This is a genomic window from Virgibacillus sp. GM2-2 (genome assembly GCF_055329585.1).
Window position 1 is genome coordinate 49,546 of record NZ_JBUZWC010000004.1, and the last position, 14,439, is coordinate 63,984.

At 37.9% G+C, this 14,439-nt stretch carries 16 protein-coding genes and 1 riboswitch; of the genes, 2 read left to right on the forward strand and 14 right to left on the reverse strand.

The window, feature by feature from the left end; translation table 11 throughout:
• Positions 1 to 134: 134 nt before the first annotated feature.
• The 8 genes from ACY9Z2_RS06660 to ACY9Z2_RS06695 all read right to left on the reverse strand — a co-directional run bounded on the left by ACY9Z2_RS06660 (position 135) and on the right by ACY9Z2_RS06695 (position 4,927).
• The gene (locus tag ACY9Z2_RS06660) at positions 135 to 305 is read right to left on the reverse strand and encodes a YuzK family famiily protein (protein ID WP_463608839.1); all 171 of its coding nucleotides are present in this window, start codon (positions 303 to 305) and stop codon (positions 135 to 137) included.
• Between the two features lie 211 nt (positions 306 to 516).
• Positions 517 to 1,344 carry a MetQ/NlpA family ABC transporter substrate-binding protein gene (locus ACY9Z2_RS06665; protein ID WP_463608840.1) on the reverse strand — a complete coding sequence of 276 codons (828 nt, stop codon included), beginning with the start codon at positions 1,342 to 1,344 and terminating at the stop codon, positions 517 to 519.
• 12 nt (positions 1,345 to 1,356) lie between these two features.
• A complete protein-coding gene (locus ACY9Z2_RS06670) occupies positions 1,357 to 2,025 on the reverse strand; it encodes a methionine ABC transporter permease (RefSeq protein WP_463608841.1) in 669 nt (222 codons plus the stop codon).
• Positions 2,015 to 3,046, reverse strand: a complete 1,032-nt coding sequence (locus tag ACY9Z2_RS06675; protein WP_463608842.1) for a methionine ABC transporter ATP-binding protein — start codon at positions 3,044 to 3,046, stop codon at positions 2,015 to 2,017. Before ACY9Z2_RS06675 ends, ACY9Z2_RS06670 begins: the two co-directional genes overlap by 11 nt.
• 120 nt (positions 3,047 to 3,166) lie before the next feature.
• Positions 3,167 to 3,279: riboswitch (SAM riboswitch) on the reverse strand.
• Between the two features lie 76 nt (positions 3,280 to 3,355).
• Complete coding sequence (locus tag ACY9Z2_RS06680) at positions 3,356 to 3,667, reverse strand: thioredoxin family protein (protein ID WP_463608843.1); 312 nt, start codon at positions 3,665 to 3,667, stop codon at positions 3,356 to 3,358.
• Positions 3,668 to 3,677: 10 nt separating this feature from the next.
• Entirely contained in the window at positions 3,678 to 4,034 is a 357-nt protein-coding gene (locus ACY9Z2_RS06685) for a toprim domain-containing protein (RefSeq protein ID WP_463608844.1), read from the reverse strand.
• Between the two features lie 120 nt (positions 4,035 to 4,154).
• On the reverse strand, positions 4,155 to 4,538 hold the full coding sequence (gene gcvH, locus ACY9Z2_RS06690) for a glycine cleavage system protein GcvH (RefSeq protein ID WP_463608845.1): 384 nt from the start codon (positions 4,536 to 4,538) through the stop codon (positions 4,155 to 4,157).
• A 29-nt stretch (positions 4,539 to 4,567) separates the two neighbouring features.
• The gene (locus ACY9Z2_RS06695) at positions 4,568 to 4,927 is read right to left on the reverse strand and encodes an arsenate reductase family protein (RefSeq protein ID WP_463608846.1); all 360 of its coding nucleotides are present in this window, start codon (positions 4,925 to 4,927) and stop codon (positions 4,568 to 4,570) included.
• Positions 4,928 to 5,013: 86 nt separating this feature from the next.
• Here ACY9Z2_RS06695 and ACY9Z2_RS06700 point away from each other — a divergent pair, with 86 nt between their 5' ends.
• Complete coding sequence (locus ACY9Z2_RS06700; protein ID WP_463608847.1) at positions 5,014 to 5,190, forward strand: hypothetical protein; 177 nt, start codon at positions 5,014 to 5,016, stop codon at positions 5,188 to 5,190.
• 91 nt (positions 5,191 to 5,281) lie between these two features.
• On the opposite strand, the gene ACY9Z2_RS06705 is transcribed toward ACY9Z2_RS06700, so the two are convergent.
• The 6 genes from ACY9Z2_RS06705 to ACY9Z2_RS06730 all read right to left on the reverse strand — a co-directional run bounded on the left by ACY9Z2_RS06705 (position 5,282) and on the right by ACY9Z2_RS06730 (position 13,337).
• Complete coding sequence (locus ACY9Z2_RS06705; protein ID WP_463608848.1) at positions 5,282 to 7,066, reverse strand: acyl-CoA dehydrogenase FadE; 1,785 nt, start codon at positions 7,064 to 7,066, stop codon at positions 5,282 to 5,284.
• 479 nt (positions 7,067 to 7,545) lie between these two features.
• A complete protein-coding gene (locus ACY9Z2_RS06710; protein WP_463608849.1) occupies positions 7,546 to 8,721 on the reverse strand; it encodes an acetyl-CoA C-acetyltransferase in 1,176 nt (391 codons plus the stop codon).
• Between the two features lie 18 nt (positions 8,722 to 8,739).
• A complete protein-coding gene (locus tag ACY9Z2_RS06715; RefSeq protein ID WP_463608850.1) occupies positions 8,740 to 11,139 on the reverse strand; it encodes a 3-hydroxyacyl-CoA dehydrogenase/enoyl-CoA hydratase family protein in 2,400 nt (799 codons plus the stop codon).
• Positions 11,140 to 11,320: 181 nt separating this feature from the next.
• Positions 11,321 to 12,238, reverse strand: a complete 918-nt coding sequence (locus tag ACY9Z2_RS06720) for a proline dehydrogenase family protein (RefSeq protein ID WP_463608851.1) — start codon at positions 12,236 to 12,238, stop codon at positions 11,321 to 11,323.
• A gap of 158 nt (positions 12,239 to 12,396) precedes the next feature.
• On the reverse strand, positions 12,397 to 12,603 hold the full coding sequence (copZ, locus tag ACY9Z2_RS06725) for a copper chaperone CopZ (protein WP_463608852.1): 207 nt from the start codon (positions 12,601 to 12,603) through the stop codon (positions 12,397 to 12,399).
• A 209-nt stretch (positions 12,604 to 12,812) separates the two neighbouring features.
• Positions 12,813 to 13,337 carry a PCYCGC motif-containing (lipo)protein gene (locus ACY9Z2_RS06730; RefSeq protein WP_463608853.1) on the reverse strand — a complete coding sequence of 175 codons (525 nt, stop codon included), beginning with the start codon at positions 13,335 to 13,337 and terminating at the stop codon, positions 12,813 to 12,815.
• A gap of 164 nt (positions 13,338 to 13,501) precedes the next feature.
• Here ACY9Z2_RS06730 and ACY9Z2_RS06735 point away from each other — a divergent pair, with 164 nt between their 5' ends.
• Positions 13,502 to 14,431 (forward strand): metal ABC transporter solute-binding protein, Zn/Mn family, encoded by a 930-nt coding sequence (locus ACY9Z2_RS06735; RefSeq protein WP_463608854.1) that lies wholly within the window; start codon positions 13,502 to 13,504, stop codon positions 14,429 to 14,431.
• Positions 14,432 to 14,439: the final 8 nt, after the last annotated feature.

Consider the following 14,439-nt stretch of genomic DNA (forward strand, 5'->3'; position numbering starts at 1 on the left):
AAAAGATATGGCTTTGTACCCTGTCTCGGCAAGCTAAGGTCCCAAAATCGATCAAAATTTCGAGTTTCTACTATTATATGTACAAAGAAAATGTTGGTAAAGCGACTAATCGCTTTACCAACATTTTGCAAAATCTATTTGTGTAGTTGACTATCAAGTTCAGCACTAATGTGTTTACATTGTTCATATTCGTTCTGACGTTTCTTTTCAACCTTGATTTGATTCTCAAGCTTACGTCCATATTCTGCATAACCCATATTATGTGATTGATGCATCGCCTTCTCCATCTCTGGAGTGTAATTCATTCTTATCCCACTATAAATAGTGAATCATCCTTTCGATTTAATTACATAAATAACACTAACACATATAATTTACCCGGACAAAACGCAAATAAACGTGAGATTTCATGTAAAAATGAATATACACTCCGACGATGAAGTTAGCGACTTTTTCTTATTATATCTTGCCAATTACTCCGATTTACTGAGTAATACTCATTATTTGTGAAAAATCTTAATTTTTTCCATCTACTGGAACAACAGCACCGTCAAATTCTTTTAGAATAAAGTTCTGTATTTCTTCAGAATGTAAAACATCAACAAGTGTATTCAATGCTTTATTATCCTTATCTTCTTCCTTAACTGCTACTACATTTACATATGGCGATTCTGATCCTTCCAAAATTAATGCATCCTCTGAAGGATTCAGTTCTGCTTGGATAGCATAGTTTGTATTGATTGCCACTAAAGCATCTTCTTCAGATTGATACATATCAGGTAAAAACGCTGCATCAATGTCACTTGAGAACTGAAGGTTTAAAGGATTTTCTACTATGTCGTCAACCGTTGCCTCTACTTTGTTAATACCATCAGCAAGTTTTATTAATCCTTTGCTTTCTAGTAATGAAAGGATTCGGCCGTGATCGGCTACAGAACGACTCATGATAACTTCAGTACCTTCTGGGATATCTTCCACATTTTTAATTGTTTTCGAATATATTCCAATTGGTTCAATATGAATTCCGCCGATATGCGTAAAATTGTAGCCTAATTCTTCTTTTTGGTTTTTCAAGTATGGAATGTGCTGGAAATAGTTTGCATCTAAATCTCCGCTAGCTAAGTCTTGATTCGGTAAAACATAATCTTGGTATTCCTCGATGTTTAAGGTAATACCTTTTTCTTCAAGGATTGGTTTTGCTTTCTCTAGAATTTGCGCATGAGGTACACTTGATGCACCCACAGTTATTTCTTTATCGCTACCACTACTCTTTTCTTCGTTACCTCCACATGCAACCAATGTCAATAAGACTAAAAATGATACGAATGCTATTATCTTTTTCATGTTTGTCTCCCCTTATCTTTTATCTAATTTGTTTGAAATAAAGTCTCCAATGAACTGAAAAATAAATACAATAATGACAATTAATATGGTACAAACTAGTACAACGTCAAAATCATGTCGCTGAAATCCATAAAAATATGCATAGTTCCCGAGTCCCCCTGCACCGATTACACCAGCCATTGCTGTATAACCAATTAAGGCAATCGCCGTTACTGTTAATCCTGAAATAAGTGCTGGCATTGATTCTGGTAGCAATACGCGGAAAATAATTGTTTTTGTTTTTGCCCCCATTGCCTTGGCTGCCTCTACGACTCCTTTATCAACCTCCCTCAATGCTATTTCAACCAACCGTCCATAAAATGGTGCGGCTCCGATAATCAGTGCAGGCAATGCTGCATTTGGTCCACGGATGGTTCCAATTAAAAACTCGGTAAACGGGAATAATAATAAAATCAAAATAATAAACGGAATCGCTCTAAATATATTAACTAATGAAGCAACAATTAGGTTTACGAATTTATTTTGCCAAATGCCATCTTTCGCAGTTAAATATAAAAGTAACCCTAGAACCGTCCCCAAAATAAACGTTCCTATTAATGCCAAGATTGTCATGTAAAATGTTTCATACGTGGCAATCCAGAAATCCTGTACATCCAAATTTGGAAAAAAATTAGCTAGCATCGCGAAGCACCTCCACTTCAACTGAGGTCTGCTCTTTGATATACGTTACAGCTTGCTCCAATTCATTCTGATCACCAATCAATTGAACGAATAACGTTCCATAAGCCCCGCGCTGTGTTTGAGTTATTTTTCCTTGCAAGATATTGATGTCAATTTGATATTTCTTAGATAACTGACTGATAAGCGCTTGATTTGTTGTTTCACCAACAAAATGGAGTCGAACAATTTTACCCTGTTCGTAGCTTTCAATGATTTCCTGAACACTTTCATTTTCATCGCTTGAACCCATAACCTGTTCAACAAATTTCTTTGTAACCTGTTGTTTTGGACGTAAAAATATATCCAATACATCGCCTTGTTCCACAATCCTGCCATTTTCCATAACCGCTACTTGGTTACAAATTTTTCGAATCACATGCATCTCGTGTGTGATTAAAATAATCGTTAAGCCAAGCTTTTTATTGATGTCTACTAATAAGTCTAAAATGGAGTTGGTTGTCTCTGGATCTAGCGCTGACGTTGCCTCGTCACAAAGCAATATCTTTGGGTTATTTGCTAACGCTCTAGCAATACCTACACGTTGCTTTTGTCCCCCGCTCAATTGTGAAGGGTAGGCATTTTCGCGACCTGCTAGCCCAACTAATCGTATTAACTCTGTAACCCTTTCATCTCGCTCGCGTTTTGGAATGCCCGCTATTTCCAGTGGAAAGGCGATATTATCTTGAACCGTTCGTGACCACAAGAGGTTAAAATGCTGAAATATCATTCCTATTTCTTGTCTAGCCAAACGTAATTGCTTCGTGTTCAAAGCAGTTACTTCTTGGTCATCGATAACAACGCGACCACCTGTCGGCTCCTCGAGTCTGTTAAGTAGACGAACGAACGTACTTTTTCCAGCACCACTGTAACCAATGACACCAAATATTTCACCTTCCTTTATTTTCAACGACAAATCATCAACCGCATGAATGGCTGACTTGCCAGTACTAAATTGTTTACGTAATCCTTCGATCGAAATCATGACAAAACCTCCAATAAAACAGCTACTGAGCATTGATATTCTGCTCATTTTCTTCTTAACAACGCAAAAAACGCCTTTCTGTAAGAGAACAGAAAGACGTAAATAATTAGCCTTCACGTTCTCTCATCTTTCAAAGCCAAAGCTTCGCAGGAATTAGCACCTTTCAAACAATAATTTGTTTGAAGGTTGCCGCGGTTTCATAGGGCCAGCCCCTCCACCGCTCTTGATAAGAGAGTAAAAAGTATTTGGTTGTTAAAATCTATAAATCAAATCGTACCACCTGAATAAGCAGGTGTCAACAACTATTTTTTAAGTTGCAAAAAGTTTTGGCTCATATTTCATCAAATACGTATAGATATTTGGTATCGATTGAAATGCATACACTTTCTCTTTGATTTCATTTTCATCCTTTATTAGCAAACAAGGCACACTTTCCACCTGTGCATCCTGCATGAACGAAGGATATAACGAGGCGTTCATCTCGAGAAAAATCTCTTCTTTATGAACAGACTCAATCTGGTTTAACATCGATTTCGCCAAATGACAGGTACCACAAAACGGCGTATAAATATATAAAAAATAATGATCTTGCTTTAATTTTTCTTCTGTTATTGGTTGCAATGCAATCACCTTACGTCAAAAATATCGGGTTTACATTTATACGCTTACTAACTAACGCAGTCGCAAGCGCAGAAGCAGGAGTAGTTGCTACTTCGCGAAATTCGCTACTAACATAAATATGTTCTGCATGCGGAAGCTCTCTGGCCAATTGCTTACGAAGTTTTACTCCAGCACTGTCCTCATCCGCCAAAATATACACTTCTTTGTTATCTAAATCATACGTATCTAACAGCTCATCGAACTTGGCTACACCAAGTGTTCCATTCGTACAAATAATCGTAACGGGGTCTGTAATAATTTTTTCAATTTGCTTTTTATCTGTTAACCCCTCAACAATAATTACTTTGTCTGAATCAGGTGCAATCATGACATATCACTCCTCATGAATTCAAGCAAAAAACCTCTTACGATATCCTATGATGCGAATAAGGCTGACTACACTCCTTTTTTAAAAAGGAGTAAGCCAGCCAACCATTCATCTATTTAATTAATCTTCATTAGTCATTTCTTCGTATTTTTCTGCTGACATTAGGTTATCAAACTCACCTTCATCAGACGGTTCAACAACTACCATCCAAGCTTTTTCATATGGTGATTCGTTTACAAATTCTGGACTATCTTCAAGCTCTTCGTTAATTTCAACTACTTTTCCGCTAATCGGAGCATATAATTCAGAAACTGTTTTAACTGATTCAACGCTACCAAACGGTTCGTCAGCTTCAATTTCTTCTCCAACCTCTGGAAGCTCGACAAATACGATATCCCCTAGTTCAGATTGTGCGAAATCAGTAATTCCGATTCGTACTTTGCCATCTTCTTTTTTTACCCATTCGTGTTCCTCTGAATACAATAAGTCTTTTGGTAAGCTCATCTACAATCCCTCCAAGAATAATTAAACTGTTATTTTTTCCATGTATGATTAAAGATATCTTCTTTAAATCCAACGGTTACATTTTCACCATCTGTAGTGATTGGCCGCTTAATCAGCATGCCATCATTCGCAAGCAACTCTGCCATTTTTTCATTTGATGCATCAGTAATTTTTTCTTTGATGTTATTTTCGCGATAGCTTTTCCCACTTGTATTGAAAAATTTTTTGGCAGGAAGATCGCTTTTTTGCATCATTTCTAGCAGCGTTTCTTTTGATGGTGTTTCCTCAACAATATGTATACTAGTATAATCGATATTGTTATCATCTAGCCATTTTTTTGCCTTTTTACACGTACCACAATTAGGATACCAATAAAACGTTAATGCCACAAGTCTACCTCCTTTATTCTTACGTTGATTATAGCAAATATAGTGGCAGACGGTCGATGGAAATGCTGGAGATTATCGTGATGGATATGGTGGGTTCGGCAATTATTGGGGCTGTTCTGGCATTTCTGTGCGGTGGTTCGGCATTTATTGGAGTTGTTCCGGTATTTCTGTGCAGTGGTTCGGCATTTACTGGAGGTGGTCCGGCATTTCTGTACGGCAATTCGGCATTTATTGGATTGTCAGACAATCCAAGTATAGTGTGATCAGTTGGATCGTATGTATTTTTCTAGGCATTAGAACAAACATCATAAACAGAGCCGCAATCACATGACTGCGGCTCCTCTTTCACTAGACTTAAACTACATAACGCTCTTCTTCAATAATTTTCGCTGCGATTTCACGTTTCTTAGAAATCACGTCAGTTGGTGTGTGGCGAGTTAGTTTGCGTAATGATGATAACATCATGCGCAGGTTGTCACCTTTTTCAACTGCAATCAATGTTTCTTTTGCATCAGCTTCAATACGATTAAATGCTTCTTGAACATATACTTGCGTGTATAGAAGTTTTTGTTTATTTTTCTCTTCGCCAGATTTGTTAATTGCTTTTTCTGTACGAAGAATTGTTGCTTCCATGTTGTATACTTCGTTCGTCATATCAGCTAGATTCACAAGGATTTCCTGTTCATTCTCTAGTTTTTGCATGTATTTTTGTGCAGCTAATCCAGCACCAAGTAATACCATTTTCTTCGCGTTTCTTAGCAAATATTTCTCTTGCTCAAGTGGCTCTGTTCCAGGTTCTTCTGGCATCATCATCATTAATTCTTCCTGTAAACTTTGTGCTTTTTGCAATAATGGCAGTTCACCTTTCATCGCTTTTTTCAACAAAGTACCAGGTACGATTAAACGGTTAATTTCGTTTGTTCCTTCAAAAATTCGGTTAATACGTGAATCGCGGTACATACGTGCAACTTCGTATTCTTCCATGAAACCATACCCACCGTGCAACTGCACAGCTTCATCCGCAACATAATCTAAACATTCAGTTGCTGAGTATTTATTCATCGAACATTCGATTTGGTATTCTGCGATAGCACGTGCCACTTCACGGCCGTCTTTTAACTGTTCATCGGTCAATGCGCCCATGCGTTGCTCGAATAAGCCAACGGTACGATAAACAGCACTCTCGTTTGCGTATGTTCTAGCAGCCATTGTAGCAAGTTTTTCTTGTGTTAATGAAAAGCTTGAAATTGGCGTGTTGAACTGTTTACGCTCGTTTACGTATTTCGTCGCTACTTCAATTCCACGTTTCGAACCGCCAACACCGCCGATTGCTAGTTTATAACGGCCAACGTTCAAAATGTTGAATGCAATAATGTGCCCGCGACCTTTTTCACCTAATAAGTTTTCAACAGGAACTTCAGCATCTTCTAAAATCAATGTACGGGTAGAAGAACTCTTGATTCCCATTTTTTCTTCCTCTTGACCAGTTGATACACCTGGGAAGTCACGCTCTACGATAAACGCAGTAAAATGTTCACCATCAACTTTTGCATACACAACGAATACATCCGCGAACGCCGAATTGGTGATCCATTGCTTTTCACCATTTAAAATATAATGCGTTCCTGCCTCGTTTAATTTAGCGGTAGTTTTAGCACCTAATGCATCGGAACCTGAAGACGGCTCTGTTAGCGCATATGCTGCCAATAATTCACCAGTTGCAAGCTTCGGTAAATACTTTTCCTTTTGCTGATCGTTTCCGAAAAATACAATTGGTAATGAACCAATACCAACGTGCGCACCGTGTGTTACTGAAAACCCACCTGCACGTGAAAATTTCTCCGTAATCAAGGATGAGCTGATTTTATCTAATGCTAATCCGCCGTACTCTTCTGGCACATCAGCACCAAGTAAACCAAGTTCTCCAGCTTTTTTCAATAGATCCACTGAATGCTCGAATTCATGGTTCTCTAGGTTTTCAACTTTCGGTAAAACTTCACCGACAACAAAATCTTCCGTGGTTTTCGCAATCATTTTATGTTCATCAGTGAAATCTTCTGGTGTAATCACATCATCAGCAGTAAGATCCTCGACTAAAAATGCCCCACCTTTAAAGATTTTTTCCTTTGTATCACTCATATTTAACGTCCCCTTTGTAATGGAATAAAAATCTGAAAGTCCTAACTAATATTGATTATTGTTTAATGTCTCTGTAGATGTAAACTGTGCACTAGTGAAAATTCATGTTTATCCTAACTACATCGCTGATTACCGCTTCTGGCAAGACTGATTTTTTTCGAGCGTACTGGAATGATTACATGCAGGATGGCACCTAGCGGACTCACGATACCTTATTTGGGTAAAATAACAGTAAATGCGGTTGTTATCGGACTCAGGATTCCTTATTTGGGTAAAAACAGTTGAAAATTATGTTTTTTAGCTGAATAAGGGATCCTGTGTCCGTTAACCCTCAAAATAAGGCTAAAAAAGGTAAATAAGGCATCCTCTGTCCGATACCAAGCATTGTCCCTGGCTGCATTATTAGTTCAGAATGTTCAGTTTACAGTTTACTGAAATTTTTCATTTAGATAGTAACGAAACATCTTTATAAACGCCACTTACAATAATTCAAACACTCCGGCAGCGCCCATTCCGCCACCGATACACATGGTCACTACACCAAATTGTACATTTCGACGCTTCATCTCGTGGATAAGGCTTAGTGTTAACTTAGTACCTGTGCATCCAAGCGGGTGACCAAGTGCGATTGCTCCACCGTTTACATTAACTTTATCTATATCAAGATCAAGTCCTTGAATAACGCGTACTGCTTGAGATGCGAATGCCTCATTTAATTCGAATAATCCAATATCAGAAAGCTGTAATCCAGCAATTTTTAATGCTTTCGGTACTGCTTCAATTGGACCTACACCCATAATTTCCGGTTCTACACCAGCTACTGCAAATGAACGAAATTTTACGAGTGGTGACAATCCTTCAGCTTCCGCTTTCTCACGATCCATTACAAGAACTGAGGCAGCTCCATCACTCATTTGTGAAGAGTTTCCAGCTGTTACAGACCCTCTCACATTAAATGCTGGTCGGAGTTTCGCCAAAATATCGGTCGTTGTTCCAGGACGAACCCCCTCATCCATTCCAAACATATTTGTTTTTTCTTCAATTTTATTATTTTTTCCGACGAAACGATTTGTCACTTCAACTGGAACAATCTCGTCGTTAAATTTTCCTTCTTGAATTGCCTTTGCAGCATTTTCGTGACTTCGAACTGCAAATGCATCTTGATCAGCACGAGAAATATTAAAACGATTTGCTACTTCTTCAGCTGTATGACCCATTGACATATAATAGCCGGGTGCATCCTGAACGAGCTTCGTATTCGGCTTTATCACGTGTCCACCCATCGGTACGAGACTCATCGATTCAGCTCCACCTGCAATGGCGGTATCGCTTGCGCCAATCATAATTTTTTCTGCTGCATATGCAATACTTTGTAAACCAGATGAACAGAAACGGTTAATGGTAATTCCGGGCACGGTTGTTTTTAATCCAGCCAAGCCCACAATATTACGCGCCATATTGGCACCTTGTTCCGCTTCTGGCATCGCACATCCGAAAATCACGTCATCAATATTTCCATCGTAATTTCCAGCGCGTTTTAGCGTTTCTTTTACGGTTAACGCTGCTAAGTCATCTGGTCGTGTATTCGCAAGTGACCCTTTTTTTGCTCTGCCTACAGGGGTTCTAGCTCCTGCAACAATAACTGCTTCCTTCACATTAATCCCCCTCTTCGATTAGTTACGTAATGGTTTTCCTTTTACTAACATGTGTTGCATACGTTGTTGTGTTTTTGGTTCGCCAATTAGGCTTAAGAACGCCTCACGCTCTAAATCTAGTAAAACTTGTTCATCGACAAGTGTTCCTTCTTTAATTCGTCCACCTGATAAAACATATGCTAGTTTCTCAGCGATTTTTACATCGTAATCAGAGGCATATCCACTCATTTGTAATGCCTTTGCACCCATTAACATCGCCGCATATCCAGCGTCACCAACAACAGGAACTTTTTCACGTTTCGGTGCTTGGTAACCTGCGTTTGCTAATGCCAACACCTTTTGCTTCGCATCGTGTAATAAATGATCTGGATTTACACTTATGCCATCTAAGCTGTTTAAGAAGCCATTTTCACGTGCTTCAGCGGCGGAAGTAGATACTTTAGCGGTTGCTACCTTTTCAAACACATCATTAGCTACTTTTGATAGATCAAAGTTTACACCTTTTGGTAGGTTACGAAGTTGCTTTAGGTATAACTCTTTCGTTCCACCACCGCCAGGAATCAGACCCACACCAAACTCTACTAGTCCCATGTATGTCTCTGCTGATGCTTGAATAGCTGCCGCTGGTAGTGAAACCTCTGCTCCGCCACCTAGCGCCATATTAAATGGTGCTGCAACGACGGGTTTATTTGAATACTTAATATTCATTCCAACTTGCTGGAACTGTTTAACAACCATATCTAATTCGAAAAAGTTATCATCCTGCGCTTCAAATAACATCAACGCAAGGTTTGCACCTACAGAGAAGTTCTTTCCTTGGTTACCAATAACTAGCCCACGGTAATTATTGTCAACTTCTTCCAATGCAAAATTAATCATTTGCATCGTATCTAAACCAATAGCATTGCTCTTCGAATGAAATTCTAGACCAGCTACGCCATCTCCTAAGTCTACTAAACTAGCACCAGCATTACTTTTTATGACACCATTGACATCCTTCAAGCGCTTTACGTTAATCTCTTTTTTGTTAAACGTTTGTTGTTTGTATTCGCCATTATCGTAGTAATAAACATTTCCATTTTCCGTTTTGTAGAAGGATTCGTTTTCATTTGCTAAAAGTTCAAGTATCCATTCAGGTATCGTTTCTCCTTCTGCTTGCATGCGTTCAACTGACTTACGAAGCCCGATTGCATCCCACATTTCAAATGGTCCTAGTTCCCAGCCGAATCCCCACTTCATCGCCTGATCAATAGAAACAATATCATCTGCTATTTCGCCTAATAATTCAGCTGAATAGATTAAAGCGGTCTTCGAAATGTTCCAAACTAAATCACCAGCTCTATCTCCTTTTGCTGATACAAGCGCTTTCAATTTACGACGGGATCCACTTTCTTGCTTCGCCATCTCAGTAGCGGCAGTTTTTAATTTTTTACGATCCTCGTATTCTAGTGTTTCTGGATTTAGCTCATAAATCGTGCTACCATTTTTATCTTTTTTCTTTAAGAAAAATCCTTGGCCGCTTTTGGCACCTAACCACCCATTTTCTTGCATTTTCAAAATGAAATCAGGTACATCAAAGACTTCTTTTTCCTTGCCTTCGACTTGATCATAAACATTTTTCGCAACATGGATAAACGTATCAAGTCCGACAACATCAAGTGTACGGAAGGTGGCACTTTTCGGCCGTCCAATCATTGGGCCAGTGACCGAATCTACTTCGCCGACACTATACCCACCTTTTAGCATCTCTTGGACAGTTACAAGAAGTCCATACGTCCCGATACGATTTGCAATAAAGTTCGGTGTATCTTTTGCCTCTACAACACCTTTACCAAGAACATTCTCACCAAACGTTTTCATAAACTGGAGCACTTCCGGATCTGTATTCTTTGTTGGAATTACTTCCAATAACTTTAAGTAACGTGGCGGGTTAAAAAAATGGGTCCCAAGGAAATGCTTTTGGAAATCCTCTGAACAATCAGACGCCATCGCTTCAACTGAAATCCCCGATGTATTTGAGCTTACAATAGAACCTTTTTTACGGTATTTATCTACGTTTGCAAAAACCTTTTTCTTAATATCCAAATTTTCTACAACAACTTCAATAATCCAATCAACATCACCAAGCTTTTCCATGTCATCATCCATATTACCTACTTCGATCAACTCTAGACTGCTTTTCGAAGTAATTGGTGATGGTTTTTGTTTCAATAATGCTTTTTTACTAGCTGCAGCAATCCGATTTCGAACTGCTCGGTCTTCTAACGTTAGACCTTTTTTTTCTTCATCCTTCGTTAATTCACGTGGAGCAATATCGAGCATAATTGTTGGTATACCTACATTAGCCAAGTGTGCAGCAATTCCAGACCCCATCACTCCAGAGCCTAATACCGCAGCGCGCTTGATTGAGTGCTTCATGTTTATATCCTCCTATCTCCATTTGAATGAATACTCATTCATTTTTATTGCTAAAAATAAAAGATAGTTCCCTATCCATCTATTATCTACTATAAATTATATTCTGACATTTCGCAATAAATATTTCTTGTTTACTGAGAAAAAATTATGCGACCGCATCTGGTACGCGGTCGCATAAGATTTACTTCTTAAAAATTCCTTTTAACACAAACAATACGTTAGCTGGACGTTCAGCTAAACGACGCATGTTATATCCGTACCAATCTTTACCATATGGTACATAAACACGCATTGTATATCCTTCTTTCATGAGTCTTTCTTGTAAATCTTTACGAATCCCGAACAACATTTGGAATTCGAATTGATCACGGGAAAGATTCATGTCTTTTTCCAGTTTTTTAACATAATCAATGATTGCATCATCATGCGTTGCAATAGCAGTATAATTGCCATTTTCTAAGTTTAATTTAATTATTTTTTTATAGTTTTCATCCACATCTTTTTTAACCGGATAAGCTACTTCAGGTGACTCTTTGTAAGCACCTTTCACTAAACGTAAATATGGATCATAGCTATCTAATTCTTCTAAGTCTTTAACGGTATCGTATAAGTATGCTTGAATAACGGTTCCAAGATCGTTATATTCTTTTTTTAATTCTTTAAAAATAGCTAACGTCTTGTCTTTACGTTCATAGTCTTCCATATCAATTGTAACAGTAACATTGTTCTTTTTACCCGCTTCCAAAATACGACGCAGGTTTTCCATTACTACTGCTTCTGATATATCTAAGCCCATCGACGTAAGCTTTAAGGAAAGCTGTGAATCTAGGTTTTTTTCCGCTATAACTTCAATTGCATGAATACATTCATCAGCGGATTCTTTTGCTTCTTTTTCGTTATCAATAAACTCACCCAGGTGATCAACTGTAACGACGTACCCACTATCATTTATTTCTTTGATTTTTGTCGATGCATGATCGATATCTACTCCAGCTACAAAGCGGGCAGCACCAAATCGTAAGCCATATTTTTTCGCAAGACGAGTAAGCGTTTTATTTTTCGACAAAAACAAGAAAAAATTACGCATCAGTTGTTCCACGTCCATTCCCCCAAACACTAAATCTTTTGTACTAAACAATTTTACCTGCAACTCTTATATTTTATCATCTTTTTACAAAAAGGAATATCTTTTTTTATCATAATAGGAAGAAAGATGCCTGACATTTCCATAAATATGGAAAAATATCAGGCGCCGTTTTATGCCACAACGTCGTAGCCTTGTTCCTCAATGGCTTCGCGCATGTCCGATACGGTTACGTTGGTGTCGTCATACGTAACATCTACCTTACCTGTACCAAGGTGCAACTCTACTCCTGTGACACCATTCAATTCTTCTAACGCACCTTTTACTGCTTTTTCACAATGACTACAAGTCATTCCACGTACATCTAATGTTGTTTGCACATTATCCCTCTTTCTTCATTATTAAGTTTACTCGCTCTGAACGAGCCGACATGTGAACCATCGTCACAATTCTATTTTTTTCTTGTAATACTATTACTTTATCCGCTTTTTTCCCTTGTAAAACCTTCCTTTTTCTTATAAGGTCTACCATAACTTTCTGACGTTATAAAAAAAACGACCCATTATATAATGAGTCAGTTGTTGTCTAATTATCCTTTTGGCATAGGTGTTGGCGTTGGTCCAATACCATTTCCTCCATAGGTATTATCGATATACGTTCGAATATCTTTCAATGATTCACCATTATTATATTTTTCAACAGCAGCATTTGCGATATCGATACAAATTCCACAACTAAAGCCCATACTATCTAATGTAACGACTTCTCCCTTGATTTCATCAATAAAGCAATGCTTATTGTTTTCATGTCCATTGCTGTCATAGCAGCCACAATAGCATGGCATATATTCTAAAACATTCGGGTAATTGATTGCAAGCTCATAGGCGCCTTTCACACGTGAATCATCCACTTCACCTAGAAATTGCACCATCATCGGTGACCAAGCATCTTTTTCCATATTATATGCCAGTCCATCAAGCGATTCATCGACATGTAGCTCACTTGATGAATGATTAGTTGAGTGAGTTGATTGTTCTTTACTCGATTCTTTTTGGTTCGCACAAGCAACTAACGTTATAACAAGTAGCAAAAGAATAAACAAATATTTTTTCATAAGAAGTTGCTCCTTTCTGCATACTAGTATCTATTATACTTCAATTAAAAAGCTTGTTTGTAGTGGCAAATTAGTGAACTTTCGTTAATCGGAATCATTACTATTTACAAATCGGAATCATTACGATAATATAATGTAAGTAATTAACGCTTGGAGGTACAGATATGAAAAAAATATATATACTATTGCTATTCTTAATACCTATACTTACGGCTTGTAATTCATCATCTGATGAAACGGATAAAGCAGGAATGACCATTTATACATCCATTTACCCAATTCAGTTTGTAACGGAACGAATTGGAGGAGATACAATAAATGTGGAATCAGTATACCCACCTGGTGTAGATGCACACACGTACGAACCTACTTCGAAGGAAATGACTGCTATTGCTAGTGGTGATGCCTTTATCTACCTTGGTGCTGGAATGGAAGGTTTTGCAGAAAACGCGGCAGATGCATTGAAATCAGAGGATGTTGCGCTAATTGAACTAGGAACACATGAAGAACTTTTCCATACGGAAGAGAAAGAGCATGAGGAAGCACACTCGCATGATGGTCATCATCACGGTGATCACGATCCACATATATGGTTGGATCCAATGCGAATGATCGACATGGCTGGTATTATTAAAGGTAAATTAATTGAGTTAAATCCTGACAAAAAACAAATCTATGTTGAAAACTTTAATACGTTAAAGAAGGACTTATTAGCATTGGATCAAAAGTTTCGCGAAACACTTCAACCAAAAGAACACAAAGAAATCCTTGTTTCACATGCTGCTTATGGGTATTGGGAAGAGCGCTATGGAATTAAACAAATTGCAATTAGTGGATTAACATCAAGTGAAGAACCATCACAGAAAGAATTAACCGAGATTATTGATAAGGCGAAAGAACATAATTTGGAATATGTTATCTTTGAACAAAACGGTTCAGACCGTGTATCAAAAATTGTTCAAGAACAAATTGATGCAGAAGCACTTTATATTCATAATCTTTCCGTTTTAACGGAAGAAGATATTAATAATGAAGAAAACTATTTCACACTGATGAACCATAATTTAGATGTTCTTGACAAAGCTACAAATTAAGAAAGTAA